This is a genomic window from Microbacterium sp. NPDC076911 (genome assembly GCF_040687125.1).
Taxonomy (GTDB): Bacteria; Actinomycetota; Actinomycetes; order Actinomycetales; family Microbacteriaceae; genus Microbacterium.
On record NZ_JBFBMP010000004.1, the window covers coordinates 134,227 to 152,553 of the forward strand.

20 protein-coding genes are annotated in these 18,327 nt (G+C 62.5%); 6 read left to right on the plus strand and 14 right to left on the minus strand.

What is annotated here, in order from left to right:
• Nucleotides 1–42 precede the first annotated feature (42 nt).
• Together purF and purM are read right to left on the minus strand one after the other, a co-directional pair.
• Entirely contained in the window at nt 43–1,503 is a 1,461-nt protein-coding gene (gene purF, locus AB0O81_RS07575; RefSeq protein ID WP_363582863.1) for an amidophosphoribosyltransferase, read from the minus strand.
• A gap of 6 nt (nt 1,504–1,509) precedes the next feature.
• Nucleotides 1,510–2,658 carry a phosphoribosylformylglycinamidine cyclo-ligase gene (gene purM, locus AB0O81_RS07580; protein WP_363582865.1) on the minus strand — a complete coding sequence of 383 codons (1,149 nt, stop codon included), beginning with the start codon at nt 2,656–2,658 and terminating at the stop codon, nt 1,510–1,512.
• 100 nt (nt 2,659–2,758) lie between these two features.
• On the opposite strand from purM, the gene AB0O81_RS07585 reads away from it, so the two are divergent.
• A complete protein-coding gene (locus tag AB0O81_RS07585; protein WP_363583364.1) occupies nt 2,759–3,364 on the plus strand; it encodes a zinc-binding alcohol dehydrogenase in 606 nt (201 codons plus the stop codon).
• A 5-nt stretch (nt 3,365–3,369) separates the two neighbouring features.
• Here AB0O81_RS07585 and AB0O81_RS07590 read toward each other — a convergent pair whose 3' ends face one another.
• Nucleotides 3,370–3,693, minus strand: coding sequence for a potassium transporter Trk (locus AB0O81_RS07590; protein ID WP_363582867.1), 324 nt, complete (start codon nt 3,691–3,693; stop codon nt 3,370–3,372).
• Nucleotides 3,694–3,731: 38 nt separating this feature from the next.
• Nucleotides 3,732–4,100 (minus strand): sterol carrier family protein, encoded by a 369-nt coding sequence (locus AB0O81_RS07595; RefSeq protein WP_363582869.1) that lies wholly within the window; start codon nt 4,098–4,100, stop codon nt 3,732–3,734.
• Between the two features lie 65 nt (nt 4,101–4,165).
• Here AB0O81_RS07595 and purD point away from each other — a divergent pair, with 65 nt between their 5' ends.
• Nucleotides 4,166–5,431 (plus strand): phosphoribosylamine--glycine ligase, encoded by a 1,266-nt coding sequence (purD, locus tag AB0O81_RS07600; protein WP_363582871.1) that lies wholly within the window; start codon nt 4,166–4,168, stop codon nt 5,429–5,431.
• Nucleotides 5,432–5,488: 57 nt separating this feature from the next.
• On the opposite strand, the gene AB0O81_RS07605 is transcribed toward purD, so the two are convergent.
• Nucleotides 5,489–6,676, minus strand: coding sequence for a mechanosensitive ion channel domain-containing protein (locus AB0O81_RS07605; protein ID WP_363582873.1), 1,188 nt, complete (start codon nt 6,674–6,676; stop codon nt 5,489–5,491).
• Nucleotides 6,677–6,845: 169 nt separating this feature from the next.
• On the opposite strand from AB0O81_RS07605, the gene AB0O81_RS07610 reads away from it, so the two are divergent.
• Nucleotides 6,846–7,751, plus strand: a complete 906-nt coding sequence (locus tag AB0O81_RS07610; protein WP_363582875.1) for a phosphoribosylaminoimidazolesuccinocarboxamide synthase — start codon at nt 6,846–6,848, stop codon at nt 7,749–7,751.
• A 38-nt stretch (nt 7,752–7,789) separates the two neighbouring features.
• Here AB0O81_RS07610 and AB0O81_RS07615 read toward each other — a convergent pair whose 3' ends face one another.
• From AB0O81_RS07615 to AB0O81_RS07645, 7 genes are all read right to left on the minus strand, one after another.
• Entirely contained in the window at nt 7,790–8,539 is a 750-nt protein-coding gene (locus AB0O81_RS07615; RefSeq protein ID WP_363582877.1) for a cytochrome c biogenesis protein CcdA, read from the minus strand.
• Nucleotides 8,539–9,081 carry a thioredoxin family protein gene (locus AB0O81_RS07620; protein ID WP_363582879.1) on the minus strand — a complete coding sequence of 181 codons (543 nt, stop codon included), beginning with the start codon at nt 9,079–9,081 and terminating at the stop codon, nt 8,539–8,541. Before AB0O81_RS07620 ends, AB0O81_RS07615 begins: the two co-directional genes overlap by 1 nt.
• 109 nt (nt 9,082–9,190) lie before the next feature.
• Complete coding sequence (locus AB0O81_RS07625; RefSeq protein ID WP_363582881.1) at nt 9,191–10,204, minus strand: LacI family DNA-binding transcriptional regulator; 1,014 nt, start codon at nt 10,202–10,204, stop codon at nt 9,191–9,193.
• 32 nt (nt 10,205–10,236) lie between these two features.
• Entirely contained in the window at nt 10,237–11,679 is a 1,443-nt protein-coding gene (locus tag AB0O81_RS07630) for a GH1 family beta-glucosidase (protein ID WP_363582883.1), read from the minus strand.
• A gap of 66 nt (nt 11,680–11,745) precedes the next feature.
• Nucleotides 11,746–12,660 (minus strand): carbohydrate ABC transporter permease, encoded by a 915-nt coding sequence (locus tag AB0O81_RS07635; protein WP_363582885.1) that lies wholly within the window; start codon nt 12,658–12,660, stop codon nt 11,746–11,748.
• Entirely contained in the window at nt 12,657–13,685 is a 1,029-nt protein-coding gene (locus AB0O81_RS07640; protein ID WP_363582887.1) for a sugar ABC transporter permease, read from the minus strand. The genes AB0O81_RS07635 and AB0O81_RS07640 overlap by 4 nt, the downstream gene beginning before the upstream one ends.
• An 84-nt stretch (nt 13,686–13,769) precedes the next feature.
• On the minus strand, nt 13,770–15,050 hold the full coding sequence (locus tag AB0O81_RS07645) for an ABC transporter substrate-binding protein (RefSeq protein WP_363582889.1): 1,281 nt from the start codon (nt 15,048–15,050) through the stop codon (nt 13,770–13,772).
• A 271-nt stretch (nt 15,051–15,321) separates the two neighbouring features.
• On the opposite strand from AB0O81_RS07645, the gene purS reads away from it, so the two are divergent.
• Nucleotides 15,322–15,570, plus strand: a complete 249-nt coding sequence (purS, locus tag AB0O81_RS07650; protein WP_363582891.1) for a phosphoribosylformylglycinamidine synthase subunit PurS — start codon at nt 15,322–15,324, stop codon at nt 15,568–15,570.
• Complete coding sequence (gene purQ, locus AB0O81_RS07655; RefSeq protein WP_363582893.1) at nt 15,567–16,274, plus strand: phosphoribosylformylglycinamidine synthase subunit PurQ; 708 nt, start codon at nt 15,567–15,569, stop codon at nt 16,272–16,274. The genes purS and purQ overlap by 4 nt, the downstream gene beginning before the upstream one ends.
• 7 nt (nt 16,275–16,281) lie before the next feature.
• Here the strand turns inward: purQ and AB0O81_RS07660 are convergent, their stop codons facing one another.
• Nucleotides 16,282–16,719 carry a DUF1761 domain-containing protein gene (locus tag AB0O81_RS07660; RefSeq protein ID WP_363583366.1) on the minus strand — a complete coding sequence of 146 codons (438 nt, stop codon included), beginning with the start codon at nt 16,717–16,719 and terminating at the stop codon, nt 16,282–16,284.
• 91 nt (nt 16,720–16,810) lie between these two features.
• Between AB0O81_RS07660 and AB0O81_RS07665 the strand changes: the two genes are divergently transcribed.
• The gene (locus AB0O81_RS07665) at nt 16,811–17,737 is read left to right on the plus strand and encodes a 2-hydroxyacid dehydrogenase (RefSeq protein ID WP_363582895.1); all 927 of its coding nucleotides are present in this window, start codon (nt 16,811–16,813) and stop codon (nt 17,735–17,737) included.
• An 8-nt stretch (nt 17,738–17,745) separates the two neighbouring features.
• On the opposite strand, the gene AB0O81_RS07670 is transcribed toward AB0O81_RS07665, so the two are convergent.
• Nucleotides 17,746–18,315: an NTP transferase domain-containing protein gene (locus AB0O81_RS07670; RefSeq protein ID WP_363582897.1), complete on the minus strand. Its 570-nt coding sequence runs from the start codon at nt 18,313–18,315 to the stop codon at nt 17,746–17,748.
• Nucleotides 18,316–18,327: the final 12 nt, after the last annotated feature.

The window sequence follows — 18,327 nt, forward strand, 5'->3', positions numbered from 1 at the left end:
GCAGCGGGCGCACAGGAGGCGCGTCAGCAGCGCAGCGCGCCGCTAGGACTCTTGAGCGCCCTCGACCCAGGCGAGGTACTCGTCTGACACGGTGCCGGTGACGTAGCGACCGTCGAAGCAGCTCATGTCAAGATCGTCGACGTCCGAGCCCTCGAGAATGGCGGCCTTCAGGTCATCGACCTCTTGGTACACCATGTAATCGGCACCGAGCTCTTCGGCGATCTCTGGAATCGTGCGGCCATGGGCGACCAGCTCGTGGCGCGACGGCATGTTGATGCCATAGACGTGCGGGTACCGCACCGGCGGCGCCGCTGACGCGAAGGCGACGGACTTCGCGCCCGCATCGCGTGCCATCTGAATGATCTCTTTGGAGGTCGTGCCACGAACAATCGAGTCGTCGATCAGCAGCACGTTCTTGCCCTTGAACTCACTCGACATCGCGTTGAGCTTCTGACGCACGCTCTTCTTGCGCACCGCGTGCCCGGGCATGATGAAGGTGCGGCCGACATAGCGGTTCTTGTAGAAGCCCTCGCGGTATTCAATTCCGAGCTTGCGGGCCACCTGCATCGCGGCAGGCCGTGAGGAGTCGGGAATTGGCATCACGACATCGATCTCGTCGACCGGTGAGTGCTTGGCGATCGTGTCTGCGAGTCGATCACCCATGCGCAAGCGGGCTTCGTAGACCGAGATGCCGTTCATGATCGAGTCAGGGCGCGCAAGGTAGACGTATTCGAACGAACACGGTGCCAGCTGCGTCTCTTTTGCGCACTGCATGGTGTGAAGGTGTCCCTCAAGGTCGACGAAAATCGCCTCACCGGGAAGCACATCGCGCACTACCTCGAACTCACCGTTTTCGAGCACGAGCGATTCACTCGTTACAACCCACTCGTAGGTGCCATCTTCATGCTTGCGGGTGCCAAGAATCAAGGGCCGGATGCCGAATGGATCGCGAAACGCCAAGAGACCGTAGCCCGCGATCAGGGCGATGGCCGCGTATGAGCCTTCCACCCGATCGTGCACCCGCGAGACGGCGTCGAAGAGCTGCTCAGGAACCAGTTCGTCACCCGAAATCGATGCCTGCAATTCGTTGGCCAGCACGTTGACGAGCAACTCGGTGTCAGAGGTCGTGTTGAGGTGTCGACGGTCTTTGCGGAACAGCACCTCGGTCAGTTCACGCGTATTGGTGAGGTTTCCGTTGTGCACCAGCACGATGCCATAGGGCGCGTTGACGTAGAAAGGCTGGGCCTCTTCTTCGCTGGACGCAGTGCCCTTCGTGGCATAGCGCACGTGGCCGAGACCAATGTTGCCGAGCAGCACTCGCATGTCGCGGGTGCGGAAGGCTTCACGCACTTGCCCCCGCTCTTTGTGAACGTGGAACACACCGCTGGGCTCAGCGGTCGCAATTCCCGTGGAGTCTTGACCCCGGTGCTGCAGAAGAAGAAGGGAGTCGTAGATCTCTTGGTTGACAGATCCACGCCCCATCATGCCGACGATTCCGCACATCTGGGATTACTCTGCTCCGTTCACGGCCGAGCCGTCTGCGTAAGAACCGACGAGTCGAACAGCTCCGCCGTCCACACCCTTCGCCCCCTGCTCAAATTCTCCCGTGGGAAGTGCATCGGTGCGCACCACGCCTACCTGCCACGTGTGAATGCCATCGCGCACGAGAGCAGCGATTGCCGCATCCGCTTGGTCTGCAGACACAACTGCGAGAAAACCGATCCCCAGGTTCCAGGTGCCTTCGGTTGATTCGATATCGAGGCCGCCGAGGTCTGCCAGCACACGGAAGGTAGCTGGTGGCGACCACGTCGAGCGGTCCACGTCGACCCAGGTGTTCTGCGGCAGCACCCGTGCCAGGTTGGCGGCGATTCCGCCTCCGGTGACATGACTCAGCGAGTGCACCGCGTCGCCCAGACCTTCGATGAGGTGAAGCAGAGGGGTCGTATACAGACGCGTCGGCTCAAGAAGTGCCTCACCCCAGGTGATGCTGCTGCCGAGGTCGACCGCGCGGTCGCCGTACTGAATACCCGCGCTGGCGACGATGTGGCGCACCAGCGAGTATCCGTTCGAGTGCAGGCCGCTCGAGGCGAGCGCCAGCACAACGTCGCCGTTCTGCACGCGCTCGGCGCCGAGAACCTGATTAGCTTCCACCACGCCCGTCGCCGCGCCCGCAGCGTCGTAATCGTTCACACCGAGCAAACCGGGATGTTCCGCAGTCTCACCGCCGACGAGCGCAGTGCCCGTCTCGGAGCAGCCCTGCGCAATACCGCGCACAATGTCTGCGATGCGTTCCGGAAAAACCTTGCCACACGCGATGTAGTCGGTCATGAAGAGCGGTTTCGCTCCCACAACGACGATGTCGTCGACGACCATGCCAACGAGGTCGAGCCCAATCGAGTCGTGCTTGTCAATTGCTTGGGCGATTGCGACTTTGGTGCCTACGCCGTCGGTGCTGGTTGCCAGCAGCGGCTTGGTGTAGCCGAGCAGTGCACTGGCATCGAAGAGGCCTGCGAAGCCTCCGACGCCACCGAGCACCTCGGGTCCGTGCGTGCGGCGCACGGCAGACTTCATCAGTTCAACAGCAAGATCGCCGGCAGCAGTATCTACGCCAGCGGCCGCATAGGGGTTCGCAGAGGCATCACGAGAAGGGGTGACCACGGCTCCAGACTACCCGGGTCGGCGAGGGAGTCGATGCGATCTCCCGCTCTGAAGCGCTCAACTTCTGCACCCTTCGCACATGCGCCCCTACAATGGCCGCATGGGTGGCACCGGAATGCCGGAATGGCTGATCCGCGAAGACGCCGGTCAGCCGGTTCTTCTTGCCCTCTATCTGCGCCAGGTGCTCGGCATTCGCTACCCCGATGAGCTGCCGAATCTGCGCGGCGTCGCTCCGCCCACGGACGACGGAGCGCGTTCCGGTCAAGCTGAACTCGAGGCGCAATGGCGAGTTCTCTGGGAGATGACCATCGAGCCTGAGATGCATCATTCCCCGGTTCCGCTCGAATTGGTCGACGGATACGAAACTCTGCTGGCGCTGCCCGCGGATGGTGCTTCTGAACTGAGGGATGCTGCGCTGCCCCACGCGAGTGAAGCGCTCGCGTTCGCGCAATCAGCGCACGCGCGCTATCGAAAAGACGTAGGAAGCGGTGTCAGCTACCGCGCATATGCGAGTGCGATCGCGGAATACGAGCGACAAGTGGGCCGCCGCGCGCATTCGTTCGAGCTCAACGTTCAGGTGCTGCCGCTGAGCCAGCGCGGACTGTGGTGGGTCGGTTCGCTCACGATCGCCGTCACTGACGGGCTTCGCGGAGATGTCGTCGCTTTCGATGCCGCGATCAACCCGATCATTGCCGAACTGGCTTGAGCGTTCTATTCGCTCTCGCCTCGGACCGTTTCGTGGTCAACGACTACGTCACGAGCATGGCGTGATGCCCGCCGGTCGAGCATCACGGCGATGAAACCGAAGAGCGCGATCCCGATCGGCACGCAGATCAGCGTGACGAATCCGAAGACCTGCATCTGCGAATATACAAAACCGGTGTTGGGGCTCGCCTGATCGGAACCATCGAAAGCGAAGGTCAAGATCATCGCGACGAAGACTCCGAGCGCCGCTCCGAGCAGCAGGAACACCGACATCTTGGGAGCGCGACGCACGCGAACGGTCTCGATGTGGTCGTCAACGTGCTCAGCCATGCTCCTATTGTCCCACCGACTGCGCGTGAGCGCGCCAGCTATGGGCGCAACGGCAGCAGGTCAGAGACGTCGGCGCGCACTCCCGATGCCGAGATGCGGCCGGCGGCCGTAGCATCCATCCACTCTTGTTGACCCGTCGCCAGCGCGATCCAGGTAAGTGGCTCCATCTCAACAACGTTCGGTGGTGTGCCGCGAGTGTGACGTGGTCCTTCAACCACCTGCACAGCACCGAACGGCGGCACGCGCACCTCCACACTGTGGCCAGGCGCCTTCTCTGCGAGCAGCTGCAAAAGGTAGCGCACCGCGGTAGCGAGGTCAGTGCGCGCGGGGACCGCACTCGACGCAGAGGCGATTCGCACGGCCTCCAACGCGGAGCGCCCGTCGGCGGTAGAGATGCTGCGTGGCATGGGCCCACGCTACGCCCGAATTCTCAGAGCCTGTGCGGGCGAGCAAGGATCGGTAGGCTTGCGGGGTGAAGATTCTGGTCCTCGGTTCGGGCGCGCGCGAGCACGCCATCATCCTCGCTCTTCGTGCAGAGGAGGCCGCTCACGATATCTTCGCCGCTCCGGGAAATGCGGGCATTGCGCAAGACGCCACGTTGGTGCCACTGGATGCCAACTCGCCGGCCGGGGTCACCACGTTCGCCTTTGAGAACTCGATCGACCTGGTGGTGATCGGACCCGAAGCTCCCCTCGTCGCCGGCGTTGCTGACTCGTTGCGCGAGCGCGGTATTCCGGTGTTTGGTCCGGGCAAGGCTGCCGCACAGCTTGAAGGATCCAAGACGTTCGCCAAGCGAGTGATGGATGCCGCGGGCGTTCCCACCGGCCGCGCGTCGCGCGCTGTCACCCGTGCCGAGGTCGAGGCGGCGATCGACGAGTTCGGCGCGCCCTACGTCGTGAAGGCCGATGGGCTCGCTGCCGGCAAGGGCGTTATCGTGACCGACGATCGCGCCGCGGCCCTTGAACACGCCGATACGTACCTGCCGACCGGCGCAGTTCTGGTTGAAGAGTTTCTCTCTGGCCCCGAGGTGTCGCTGTTCTTTCTCAGCGACGGCGATCACGTGTTGCCGCTCAGCCCCGCCCAAGACTTCAAGCGTCTTCTCGACGGCGACGAGGGTCCGAACACCGGCGGTATGGGCGCCTACTCACCTCTGCCGTGGCTGGGCGAGCAGTTCGGCAGCGAAGCGGCATTTGTCGATTTGGTCACTCGCGACGTCGCTGAGCCTGTGATCCGTCAGCTCGACGCCGAAGGCACGCCGTTCATCGGTCTTCTCTATGCAGGCTTGATCCTCACCGAGCAGGGCATCAAGGTCATCGAGTTCAACGCGCGCTTCGGTGACCCCGAAACGCAGGTCGTGTTGCCCCGCCTGATCGACCCGCTCTCGGAACTGCTGCTGGCGGCCGCGTCGGGTCATCTGGAAGACTTCGCGCGCCCGTCGTTCTCGACTGACGCGGCCATCACCGTGGTGCTGGCGAGCGAAGGCTACCCGCAGGCTCCCGTCACCGGTCGCCCACTCGGGGGCCTGGATGCTGCAGCATCGGCCGAAGGCGTGCATATCGCCCACGCGGCCACCACCGATAGCGAAAGCTCACTCATCGCGACCGGCGGTCGAGTGCTGAGCGTCGTTGCCGCCGCAGACTCCTTCGCTGAAGCACGCGCGCTCGCATATGACGCTCTGGGCAAGATCACGCTCGACGGCGGCCAGTTTCGCGGTGATATCGCGGCAAAGGTCGTCTGAGCCGATACAGGGCCACCCCAGGCCGACATGGCCTGAGCGACTTGCCTACGAGGCGTTCTAGCGCTCGCTGTTCCAGCGGGCCGCCTCGTCTGCGTCGATTGTGGTGATTGATCCGGTGAACTGCTCGGCACGCTCTTCACCTTCGGCTGATCCCGTGAACAAACCGGAGTGCTGGTCGCTCGACTCTGGGCTGGGACTCGGCTCTTCGAGGACTGGCTCGCTCACGAGTTGCACGCGAGAAACCGGCAGAGCGGCCTTCTTATCGTGCAACCACTCGACGAACTCCTCGCGCACAAAACAGCGAAGATCAAACAGCGTTGGTGCATCAACGGCCGTCAGCAAAATGCGCACCCGCACAGTGTTGTTCACCGCCTCTGTCACCTGCAGCACTTTGGCGCGTCGGTCCCACAAATCGGTGCGCTCAAGAACGAGGTCGAGCTGTTCGCGCATCTCAGAGGGCCTCACCCGCCAATCGAGGTCAAACTCGACAGAACCCAGGAGTTCGCTTGAGCGGCGGGTCCAGTTTTCGAACGGCGTGGTGGTGAAGTACGTCGACGGCAACACCAACCGTCTGTCGTCCCAGATGTGCACGACCACATAGGTCAGTGTGATCTCCTGGATGCGACCCCACTCGCCCTCGACGACCACCACGTCATCAACGCGGACAGCGTCGCTGAAAGCGATCTGCACCCCCGCGAACACGCTGGCGAGCGTCGATTGAGCGGCAAGGCCCGCCACGATCCCTGCCACACCCGCCGAAGCCAACAAGCTTGTGCCGATCGTTGCGAGAGCGGGAAAGGTGACGAGAATCGCGCCAGCGGCAAAAACGACCACCACAGCGACGAGCAGTCGGCGGATCAGCGTGAGCTGCGTCTGCCGGCGCCGAGCGACCAGATTGTCTTTCGTGCCCAGTGGCAACCGTGCCATCGCAACACCGAACCCGAACGAGATCGCTGCACTGATAAACCAGGCGGCTGCGGCGATGGTCGTGATAACGAGCCCATGCGCTACCGTTTCGGAAGAATCAGGCGCGGGCCACGAAAGTAGAAATGCGATCCACAACGCAACGACGACGATCAGCACTCTGAAGGGTGCACGTACCGTCGCAGAAAGGGTGGCAGGCCAGCGCTTCTTTCGCGAAACACGCTTGAGCGCTGCCGCGACCACGAGAGCAACCACTACCGCGGCGATCAGTGCAATGCTCAACACGATCGTGAGACCGAGCCATGACTTCAGTTCGAACAAGGTGCTCCTCCTGCCGGGCTGAAAGGGTGTTCTACCCTAGCGTCCGACACGGGAAGCCACGAAGCACTACGACTTGCGGCCCGCTATTGCTTGCATCAGTCACCAGATCACAGCGATGACGAGCACGACCAAACCAACGCGCGTGAACAGATGCGGCAATAATGGGCGAGTGACGAACGAGACTGATCTGCCCGGCTGGAAGCACGTCTATTCAGGAAAGGTGCGCGACCTCTACGTTCCCGCCGAGCTCGCCGACGGTGAGGTCTCGAACCGGATGCTGGTGGTAGCCAGTGACCGAGTCAGCGCGTTTGACCATGTACTCAGCCCTGGAATTACCGGAAAGGGCGAGCTGCTCACGACCCTCAGCATGTGGTGGTTTGCCCAGCTTGCCGGTCTCGACGGCGGGCGCAGCATCCCGAATCACCTCGTCGCCGACGGCGAGAACGACATTCCCGGTGCGGTCTCGGGTCGGTCGATGCACGTGCGCGGTCTGCAGATGTACCCCGTCGAATGCGTGGTGCGTGGTTATCTCACCGGTTCTGGTTGGGCCGAGTACCAGGCCAGCGGCACCGTATGCGGCATCGCTCTGCCGGAAGGGCTGAATGACGGGGACCGACTGCCGGAACCGATCTACACCCCGGCCTATAAAGCCCCGATGGGTGAGCACGACGAGAACATCTCGTACGAGCAGACTGTCGAACTCGTGGGACCAGACGCGGCGGCCGCGTTGCGAGACACCTCGCTCGAAATCTACGAACGCGCCGCGGCTCTTGCAGAAGCGCACGGTTTGATCCTTGCCGACACGAAGTTTGAGTTCGGTGCCGATGCGGATGGCGTACTCACGTTGGCCGACGAAGTGCTCACGAGCGATTCGTCGAGGTATTGGGATGCTGCGGCTTGGGCATCGGGCACCACGCCCAAGGAGCGCATGGCCAGCTTCGACAAGCAGATCGTGCGTGACTGGCTTGCAGCCAACTGGAACAAGGAGGGCACTCCCCCGGAGCTGCCCGTCGAGATCGTTGAGCGCACCACCGCGCGCTACCGAGAGCTGATCGAAATGCTCACCAGTCGCTGACGCCCACCGGGCCGGCGCGCACGAGTGGCAAACTGCGCTCAGCCCAGCAGCATCCGCTCAAGGTTCTCGATCGGGGCATACCAGCCCTGCTCAAGCATCCAGGTCTGCACGAGGCGGTCCCATCCGAGTGCCACTGCGACTCCCACGAGAACCAGCAAGCCACCGATAACCCGACGGAAGACTCCGTGCGGGTCTGCGAGCCAGCCGAGCTTTCGCACCAGCGCCGTGCCGGCAATCGCAATGCCCATCAGTGCGAGAGCAAGCCCGATGGCATACGCCGAGATATACACAACGCCGAGACCGAACGACGCGGGGAGCACGGCCGCGATGATGAGCGCATAGGTGGGGCTGCAGCTGCTGAACGCGGGCCCAAGCGCTGCGCCGAGCGCAATGTCACCGCCGAGGCCGCCCTTGCGGTAGCTCGCGTCGAGCAGCCGACCGCCACCGGCTTGCCACCCGAAGCGCACCGTCAGGCGCTCCCACACCATGGGAAAGAGCATCGTCAGACCTAGTACCGCGACAATGATGCCCGAGATCGACTGCCAGATCCACGCGGGAATGCCTAGCAAAGCGGTGGTCGCCTTCAGCAGCAGGGTGAACGCGACCACCGAGACGGCGAGAGATGCCGCGATGATGAGCGGGCGGAACCACTGCTTGTCTGCGAGCTTCGCATCTGAACCGGTGCGCACGGCCGTGCCCCCGACAATCACCGGAAGCAACGGAAGAACGCATGGCGCAAGAACGGTGAGCACGCCAGCGGCGAACGACACCAGGGTGAGAGCAAGCATCAGCCGGTGAGACCGAGACCGGCAAGCGCGAAGTCAAGCGACGGGTCTTCATACGGGATGAAGGTAGTGAGCGCTTCACCATTGCTGTCGAGTTCAACGAGGGTGGTCTGCTGGGTTACCCCGTACTGCTGACGAAGTTCCTGGTTCGAATCGTAGTCGACCTTCAAGATCGTGATTCCGTCGGGCACACCCGAGGCGAGAATGTCTTCGTCGAGGGCGCGGCACTGCGGGCACCACGTGGCGTGAAAGAAGAGCACCGGGGTGCCTTCGGCTGATGCGAGCGCAGCTTCGCTGTACTCGACGTACGCGCCAGGAGTCACGCTGTCGGTTTCGGCTTCACCCGCTGACTCGTCGGTCGGCTCTTCGGTCATATCGTCATCGCTCACGTCGTCAACGACCATCTCGGTCTCTACGGGCGACGGGGTCGTGACGGCGACGGTCTCGCTCTCGTCACCGTTCGTGAGCGAGACGGCAACTGCGCCGCCTACACCCAGCACAAGCACGCCTGCAATGACCAGTCCGACTACAGCTCCACTCTTCATGCTTCTATCCTCCCCCGCGGTGCATGCGCAATGGCTGACGAGGGTATTACGAAGTGCACACGCTCTCGCGTGGGCAAGCCGCCGCCGCACGCATTGCGGAATGCGTCCGCTACACCGAGGAACGAAGGATGAGCTCGGTTTCGAGGATCGTAACGTGGCGCGGGTCGTTGCCTGCAAGACGATCGAGCAATACGTTTGCCATTTGCTCACCTTGAGTGAACGAGGGCTGGCGCATCGTCGTCAGTTGCGGCTCGACCGTAAGCGCGACGGGTGAGTCATCAAAGCCGATGATGGCGATGTCATCGGGAACCCGCATGCCGGCGGCGGCGAGCACACCCATGGCGCCCTGCGCCATCAGATCACTCGCGCAGAACATGGCGTCTGGCCGCGCATCACGCGCGAGCATACGACGCATCGCGTTTGCCCCGCCCTCTGATGTGAAGCCGCCCGGCTCGACCGCGATCTCATCGAGACCGTGTTTGGCGAGGGCATCGCGAAAACCCTGCAACCGGTCAACGCCCGCGGGCATGGTGAGCGACCCGGTGATCGTCGCGATTCTCTTATAGCCCGACTCGATCAGGTACGTCGTCGCGTCATGAGCTCCACGCACGTTGTCGACATCAACGTAGTAATCCTGTTCGCGTTCACGTACGGGCCTGCCGCCGTAGACGACTGGCACCGCGCTGGCGATGCGGTCAATGAAAAGGTCGCTGGTGTGGTGCGAGACGATAATCGCGCCATCCACCGCGCCGCTTCGCACATAGCTGGTGGTCTTGTCACCGGGGTCATCACTCGCAATGAAGAGGTTCATCACGTAGTTCGACCGACTCAGCCGCGAATGGATGCCAGACACGACCGCGGCGAAGAACGGATCGCCGAAGAAACGCGTCGTGTCTTCGGGAACGATCAGCGCGATCGCGTGAGTCTGTCGGCTTGCGAGCGAACGAGCGGCGCGATTGGGCACGTAGTTCAACGCTGCGATTGCCCGCTGCACTGATTCAAGCGCTTCGGGGCTGACCGCTGTTGAGCCATTGACAACGCGCGATACCGTCGACCGAGAGACGCCCGCTGCTGCGGCAACCTCTTCGATCGTGGCGGCGTCACGCACCGTCTCTATGCCCATGACAGCTCCTTTAATGCGATGCTAGTCGCGCGTTAGAGCGCGCGCGCCCCAATCACTCGGGCGTACTCACGTCCACTGTCCTTGACAGTGCGTTCCTGGGTGTCATAATCGACGCGAACGATGCCGAAGCGCTTCTCGTAGCCCCAGGCCCACTCGAAATTGTCGAGGAACGACCAGTAGAAGTAGCCGCGCACGTCGACTCCCGCGTCAATCGCGTCAAGGATTGCGCCGAGATGACCGGTGAGGAACGAGGCCCGATCGGCGTCGTGCACACGCACCTCGCCGCCGTCGACGACGCGCTCGTCGTCAAAGGCTGCACCGTTCTCGGTGACGTAGAGCGTCACGCCCTTCGGTGCGCTGTATTCGTCGGAAACGCGCTTGAGTAGGCGGGTAAGCCCCTCGGGCTGAATCTCCCAGTGCATCGACGTGCGATCGAGACCGCGCTCGTGCCAGTGGATGTTCTGCGACGCAGGGAACGCTGGCGCGCTCTCACGATTGGTGGGAGCGTCGCCCGCGGCGGGCGCGACTTCGGGAGCCTCCCCTCCCACGAACTCACCGTGGTAGTAGTTGACGCCGAGCGAATCGATCGCGGTCGAAATAATGTCAAGGTCGCCGGGTCGCACGGCCTTCTCGAACGAATCGATCGCTGCCGCATCCACCCCTCTGATGTCTTCGACAATGTCAGCCGGGTACTCACCGCGGAAGATCGGGTCAAGGAACCACCGGTTGAACTGGCCGTCAATACGGCGCGCGGCGTCGACATCGGCAGGGCTCTCAGGATCTACCGGATCAGCGACCGTGAGGTTGAGCGTGATGCCGAGGTTCAGGGACGAGTCACGAGCGCGCAGTTCGCGCACCGTTTGTCCGTGCCCCAACAACAGGTGATGAGCAGCCAGCGTGCCCTCTTCGATGCTGTAGTGCCCGGGTGCATGAACACCGGCGGTGTAGCTGAGGAACGACGAGCACCAAGGCTCGTTGAGAGTGGTCCACACGTTGACGCGGTCACCCAAGGCGTCGTGCATCGTGAGCGCATACTCGGTGAAGCGCTCAGCCGTATCGCGGTTCGCCCAGCCGCCCTCGTCTTGCAGCGCTTGCGGCAGATCCCAGTGGTACAGCGTCAACCAGGGCAAGATGTCTGCGTCGAGCAGTTCATCGACCAGTCGCTTGTAGAAGTCGACCCCCTGATCGTTTACTGCGCCACCGTCGGGGCGCACTCGCGCCCACGACGTTGAGAAGCGATAGGTCTGCAGACCCATCGACTTCATCAGCGCGACGTCACCTTCATAGCGGTGGTAGTGATCGCACGCCACATCGCCGTTGTCAGCGTTGATCACTGCTTCTGGCACTCGACAGAACGCGTCCCAAATCGAATCACGGCGGCCGTCTTCATGAGCCGCTCCTTCGATCTGGAAGGCTGCGGTCGCGGCTCCGAAGAGAAAGTTCGACGGGAATTCGCGGGGGGTAGTCGCAGTCATGTGGACGGCGTCCTTCCTTGAGGTGTATCGGGGAGGAGAAAGCGTGCTTGTGGCAGAAAGGCAGTGTTAGCCCTTGACCGCACCGGCCATGATGCCACTCACGAGCTGCTTGCCAGCGAAGGCAAACAGGATAAGAAGCGGGATGGTCGAAAGCAGCACACCGGCGAGCACCACCGAGTAGTCGACGAAGTAGTTCGACTGCAGCAGTGAAAGCGCGACCGGAAGGGTCGGGCTCGAACGGTCTAGCACGATGAAGGGCCAGAAGAACTGGTTCCACGCGTTGATGAAGGTGAAGAGGAAGAGCATCGCTGCCGCGGGTCGCGCAGCGACGACTCCAACGGTCCAGAAAGTGCGGATCTGCGAGGCTCCGTCAACGCGGGCGGCCTCGATTAGCTCGTCAGGAACGCTCTGCGTAAGGTACTGAGTCATCCAGAACACACCGAAAGCGGTGATCAGTGCCGGCACGATGATCGCGCCGATCGTTCCGGTCCAGCCCCACTCTGAGAAGAGGATGTACAGCGGCACGACACCCAGCTGCATCGGAACAGCCATGGTCGCGACGACGAAGGCCAGCAGTGCTGGTCCGCCGCGGAACTTGAGCTTTGCGAATGCCCAGCCCGCGAGAGTCGAGAACACGACCACGGACAGCGCGATGATCGTCGAGCTGTAGATCGAGTTCCACAGCGCCAACCAGAAGTTGACCGCGGGGTCGTTGACAACCGAGATCGCATTGTCGATGAAGTTGCCGCCGGGCCACCACGACATGTTCGGATCGTTGATCGTGGATGCATCGCCGGAGCCGATGAGGAAAGACCAGTAGTACGGGAAGATCGCGGATACGACGACCACGCCGAGTCCTGCGTAGACCCAGAATCCGGGACGCATCCCGCGAATCTTTCGCGCGCGGTTCTTGCGCGGGGACATCGCATCGTTGGGGATGCTTTCTTCCATGATCGCCAGGGGCGGGGTATTGGTGCTCATCGCTTGACTCCCTTGCGTCCACGGCGCGGAGTTTTAACGCCACGCCCTCCTTCATCGCGTACGAGGCGACGAGTTATGAGGAGGTTGATCATTCCGATGACCAGGATGATGATGAACAGAATCCAGGCCAGCGCGGCAGCGCGACCGAAGTTGAAGTCGCCCCAACCGATGTTGTAGAGGTACAGCGTGATGGTGAGCCACTGCTGGGCTGCTCCACCCTCGCCGACGTTGTCGTACATGCGCGGCTCGTCGAAGATCTGCAGGCCACCGATGGTCGAGGTGATCACCACGAAGATCAGTGTGGGCTTGAGCGACGGGAGGGTGATGCTCCAGAACTGGCGGAACGCGCCAGCGCCGTCGACGGTGGCCGCTTCGTAGAACTCGCGAGGAACAGCCTGCATCGCAGCCAGCAGGATCAGTGCGTTATAGCCGGTCCAGCGGAAATTGACCATCGTCGCGATGGCGATGTGGCTCCAGAACGGGTCAACGTGCCAGGCAATCGGTGCGATACCAATGCTGCCGAGGATGTTGTTCACAAGGCCGTGGTTGTCGCCGAACATGTTGCTGAAGATCAGGGCAACGGCGACGGGCGCCATCACGAAGGGGAGAAGCACACTCATGCGCCAGAAAGTCTTCGCCCGAATGTTGCGGTCAAGCATGGCGGCGATGAAGATCGCGAGCGCCAGCTGCGGCACGGACGAGAGCAAGAAGATGCTGAAGGTATTGCGAAGTGACGTCCAGAACTTCGGATCATTGAGGATCCAGACGTACTGTTCGAATCCGACCCATGAGCCGGTGTTTCGAACGAGGTCCCATTCTTGGAACGAGATGACCGCGGTGAACGCGATCGGGAAGAGCCCGACGATCGCGAACATGATGAAGAACGGCGAGATATAGACGTACGGTGCGAATTTGAGGTCCCACCGACTCATCTTGTTCTTGAAAGAGAGCGGGGGCTTTGGCTGCCCGGCACGTGGACCGGGCGATGCCGGTGACGTCTGGGCGCGGGTGTCGGTCGCGGTCACGTGAGACTCCATAGAGGCTGATCGGGCAGAGGGAAGAACAGTGGGGGCCGCGCCGCGTGGCGCGGCCCCCACCAATTCAGATCATCAGAAGGCTTCGACCTCTGCGACCCAGGTGTTCCACGCGGTGTTTGCATCTTCGGTTCCGTCGAAGACGCGAGTCACTGCGTTCTGGAGAGCGTCGTGGTACTGGAAGTACACGGCGTCTTTGTACGGAGCAACCGTCACGGCCTCGGCGCGGTCAGAGAGAATCTGGCCGGTGGGAGCGTCGTTGAAGTACTCGTCAGTTGCATCGGTGAGCGTCGGGTTTTCGTACGCCTCGAGCTGGCTCGGGAAGGTGCCAGCCTCAGCGAACGCTGCGACCTGCTGGTCGGGGGCGGTCAGCCAGTCAGCCAGATCAAGAGCTGCCTCGACGTTGGCGCCGTCTGCAGGAACGGTCAGGTAAGAGCCGCCCCAGTTGCCGCCACCGTTCGGGAAGACATCAGCAATGTCCCAGCCTTCGACGTCGGGCGCGCTGCCCGAGATCACACCGAGCATCCAGCCCGGGCACAGCATGGTGGCGAATTCGCCATTGGCCATCGAAGCGAACCAGTCATCCGACCACTGACCGGCGTATGCCGAGTTGGGGATCGCACGCTCGGTGACGAGCTCGTATGCAGCGGAGACCTCGGGGTTGGTCGTCGCGATAACGGCGCCGTCGGGCTCGGTGTAGGTGTACTCGAGCTGGTTCACGATGCCCTGGAGCACCGAGTTGGCCGAGTCGATCATGGGCTTGCCCGTGGCAGCCATGTATTCGTCTGCAACGTCGAGGTAGTTGTTCCAGTCGCCCTCGAACAGAGCGGCAACTTCGTCGCGGTCAGAGACAAGGCCTGCTTCTTCGAAGAGGTCTGCGCGATAGCAGATAGCCTGCGGGCCGATGTCGGTTCCGAAGCCGACCAGACGACCGTCAGGATCGGTTGCCGCGGCTTCCTTCCAGTCGAGCCAACGTCCCTTGACGCTGTCAGGAGCTTCGGCGAGCAGATCGGAGTACTGCATGGCTTCGGCGAACCAGTCAATCTCGACTGCTTCAACGTCTGCCAAGCCGCCCTTGCCGAGCTTCTGGAAGTAGTTGGCACGGGCGTCACCGGACTCGGCGGCACGGTTGTGCACGACGGTCACGTTCGGGTTGGCGTCCATGTACTCCTGGAGGAGCTCATCGGTGTAGCCAAAGTCGTTGAACGTGGCGATCGTGAGGGTAATTTCCTCGTCGGAAGAACCCGAATCGGTCGATGCGTCATCGCTGCTACCAGCGCAGCCGGCGAGGACGATAGCGGAAGCTGAAAAAGCGGCGACGGCCACTGCGCTTCTGCGGAAGGCTCGAGAGTTCACTGTCACTCCTTTGTGTTTGTCAGGGTCGGATATGTGTTGCAAGGTTTGCGGCTAGGCACTTTTGTCTTGGCCACGTTGCCGTGGGAGCGTTCCCACCGGACACCTGTCACGGTACGGGAGCGCTCCCACGAAAGTCAAGGGAGCGCTCCCATCGCTCGGTCACAGTTTGATTACGACTCCGAGATTGGCCACTTCGTCACCGAGACAGTGCGTACCCGCGGCGCGACGTAGACTTGCAGCGTTCCCTTTTCCGCGACTTCCGGAGCCTTTAATGCCCACTATCGTCGTTGACGTCATGCCCAAGGCCGAGCTATTGGACCCTCAGGGAAAGGCTGTCTCAGGCGCGTTCTCACGTTTGGGAGTCTCAGACTTCACCTCGGTGCGCATCGGTAAGCGATTCGAGCTCACCGTTGATGGTGAAGTCACCGACGAGGTGCTCGCCGAGGCAAAGCGCGTCGCCGACGAGATTCTCTCGAACTCGGTGATCGAAGACGTCGTCGGCATCGAGGTCGTGGCGTGACCACCCGTATCGGGGTCATCACGTTCCCCGGTTCGCTAGACGACCGTGACGCACAGCGCGCAATTGAGATTGCCGGCGCCACCCCTGTAGCCCTCTGGCACGGCTCACATGACCTTGACGGCGTCGACGCTCTCGTACTACCCGGCGGGTTCAGCTATGGCGACTATTTGCGTGCTGGGTCAATCGCCGCGCTCGCACCGATCATGGTCGAGGTCAAAGCTGCTGCGGCAAAGGGTATGCCCGTATTGGGAATCTGCAACGGTTTTCAGATGCTGGTCGAAGCGCATCTGCTGCCAGGCGGCCTCATTCGCAACGCGCACCAACAGTTCATCCGCCGAGACCAGAAGCTCGTCGTCGAGAGCACGTCCACGGCGTGGACCTCAGACTTCAGTGCTGGTCAAGAAATCGTGATTCCGCTCAAGAATGCAGATGGTGGCTACATTGCTGCCGATGATGAACTCGACCGTCTTGAGGGTGAGGGGCTCGTCGCATTCCGCTATGCGGGCGTGAACCCCAACGGCTCGTTGCGCGATATCGCCGGCATCGCCAACGAGCGCGGCAATGTCGTGGGCCTCATGCCACATCCCGAGCACGCAGTGGAGGAAGGCTTCGGCCCCAACACGCCAGCCGCCATGCGCTCGGGCATCGACGGACTCGGTTTCTTCACCTCCGCGATCTCGGCCGTCGTCGGCGCATCCGCATAGCCGCCGGCTACACCGTTCCCGCGGGCGGCCACACGCCGATGATGATGGCCATCACCAACACGGTCACCAGTTCATGCGCGATGTTCATCACGGTGAGCGATGTTGGCCGGCCCTCAAAAGCGTCGTGCGTGATGAAGCGCGCGGCCGTAAAACCGGCCCACAGAACCGCACCGGTGCCGAGCGCTACGAGCAGGTAACTACCGCCGTAGAAGTGCCATGTGATCGTCGTGACCCCAGCGAGCACCCACGCAGACACGAAGCTGACTAACACGGTGACGATGATTGGCATCATCGCCGCTAATGGCGTCAGCTCACGATTCAGATCGAGATGGGCGAGCTTCGCCCAGCGTGTGCCGAATACCTTCGGGGTGTACCAAATCGAGCCGACGACCATTGTCGACAGCGTGGCCAGAATCACGGCCCAGTAGTTGATCTCGGGAACCATCATGCGCCTCCTTGTGCGACTTGTCAGCCGTATCGCGAGAGTAGCGCTCAAGCATGCGCCGCGGTAGGCCAGTCGCCGCTAGCGTGGAAGGGTGAGCACCCCATCGATCTTCGTGACCGTTCCCAGCGACCAACTCGCCACCGATCTTGGCGTCATGCCCGACGGCGTCGAGTTGCGGGTATGGGCGATGAATTCTCCCGCACCCGCACAGCGCATCGACCTCGTCGTGCCACCCTACATGTCGATGTCGAGCATGCTGTCGCGCCTTGACGGTGTAGACGTGGGTCTCGTTCAGAGCCAGTCGATCGGCTATGACGGAGTGCGTGAGATTCTTCCGAGCGGCATGCGCTTCGCCAATGCCGCAACTGTGCACGAAGCCTCCACGGCCGAGTTGGCTGTCGGGCTAGTGATCGCCGCACAGCGCGGCATCCCCGACTTCGTGCGCGCCCAAGACGAGGGCCGCTGGCTTTCACACAACGCGGAGAGCCTCGCTGATCGTCGAGTCATGCTGCTCGGCTACGGCGGCGTGGGCAAGGCGATTGCCGCTCGCCTCAAGCCGTTCGAGGTCGACCTGTTCGCCGTGGCATCGAGCGCTCGCGTTGAAGATGGCATGCCGGTGAGTGCGGTTGCTGAAATGCCAGAGTTGTTGCGCAAGACTGAGATCGTCGTCATCTCGCTTCCCGGGAGCGACGCCACTCGCGGAATCGTCGATGACGCCTTCTTGTCAGCCCTCCCCGACGGTGCACTCGTGGTGAACGTCGGCCGCGGTCCACTCATCGACACCGACGCGCTGGTGGAACACACCAGCCGAGGGCGCATTCGAGCGGCCCTCGACGTCACCGACCCCGAACCGCTCCCCGAGGGGCACCCACTCTGGGATCAACCCGGTGTGCTGATTGCACCCCACGTCGGTGGCAACTCCAGTGCGATGCGCCCTCGCATCGCACGCCTGGTGAAGGCACAGATTGACCGGTTGGCAGCTGGCGAAGAGCCGCTGAATATCGTGATCGACGGTTGACAGCAGGGCTAGTGACGAGTGTCGATGTCGGCGCCTGACCACAGATCGGCGCAGTCCACCTCGGTCGCCGCGTGAGCGGCGAGGTAGGCGCGGGCTCCACTGTCGCCGACGAGTGCACGCGCGAGCGGCTCGAAGTGCTCTCGCCCCACCGCCACCGGATGGCCTGGCCTATCGCCGTACATTGCCTGCACAAGCGCTGATCGTGGCTGCGCATCGAGGTGGCTGATCACTCGGCGCACCGCGCCCGCTGCAGCACCGGGAGTGTCAACCGGCGTGATCACGGCAACATCGCAACCCGCCGCAGCCTGCAGTCCGTCGCGAATTGTGACCGAGAGCCCGTCAGCCCAGTCGGGCACCTCGACAACTCGTGCCCGCTCGCCCACAAGCAGACCGACTTCTTGCCCACGAGCGCCCACGAGCACGATGACTTCGTCGCACCCGGCGTCGTGGAGCATCGCTATCGATAGGTGCACCCAGGGCGTGTCATCGTCGGTTCGGGCGAGGCCCTTGGGCAGGCCGTAGCGGGTGCCAGCGCCCGCGGCGAGCACCAATCCACAGACTCTGACCGGTTCACACATTTACGACAGCGT

Coding starts and splice junctions, on each gene's coding strand:
- purF (WP_363582863.1), bottom strand. CDS start 1,503: ATGTGCGGAATCGTCGGCATGATGGGGCGTGGATCTGTCAACCAAGAG.
- AB0O81_RS07585 (WP_363583364.1), top strand. CDS start 2,759: ATGGGTGGCACCGGAATGCCGGAATGGCTGATCCGCGAAGACGCCGGT.
- AB0O81_RS07590 (WP_363582867.1), bottom strand. CDS start 3,693: ATGGCTGAGCACGTTGACGACCACATCGAGACCGTTCGCGTGCGTCGC.
- AB0O81_RS07595 (WP_363582869.1), bottom strand. CDS start 4,100: ATGCCACGCAGCATCTCTACCGCCGACGGGCGCTCCGCGTTGGAGGCC.
- AB0O81_RS07615 (WP_363582877.1), bottom strand. CDS start 8,539: ATGCTTGCTCTCACCCTGGTGTCGTTCGCCGCTGGCGTGCTCACCGTT.
- AB0O81_RS07620 (WP_363582879.1), bottom strand. CDS start 9,081: ATGAAGAGTGGAGCTGTAGTCGGACTGGTCATTGCAGGCGTGCTTGTG.
- AB0O81_RS07625 (WP_363582881.1), bottom strand. CDS start 10,204: ATGGGCATAGAGACGGTGCGTGACGCCGCCACGATCGAAGAGGTTGCC.
- AB0O81_RS07630 (WP_363582883.1), bottom strand. CDS start 11,679: ATGACTGCGACTACCCCCCGCGAATTCCCGTCGAACTTTCTCTTCGGA.
- AB0O81_RS07635 (WP_363582885.1), bottom strand. CDS start 12,660: ATGAGCACCAATACCCCGCCCCTGGCGATCATGGAAGAAAGCATCCCC.
- purS (WP_363582891.1), top strand. CDS start 15,322: ATGCCCACTATCGTCGTTGACGTCATGCCCAAGGCCGAGCTATTGGAC.
- AB0O81_RS07660 (WP_363583366.1), bottom strand. CDS start 16,719: ATGGTTCCCGAGATCAACTACTGGGCCGTGATTCTGGCCACGCTGTCG.
- AB0O81_RS07670 (WP_363582897.1), bottom strand. CDS start 18,315: ATGTGTGAACCGGTCAGAGTCTGTGGATTGGTGCTCGCCGCGGGCGCT.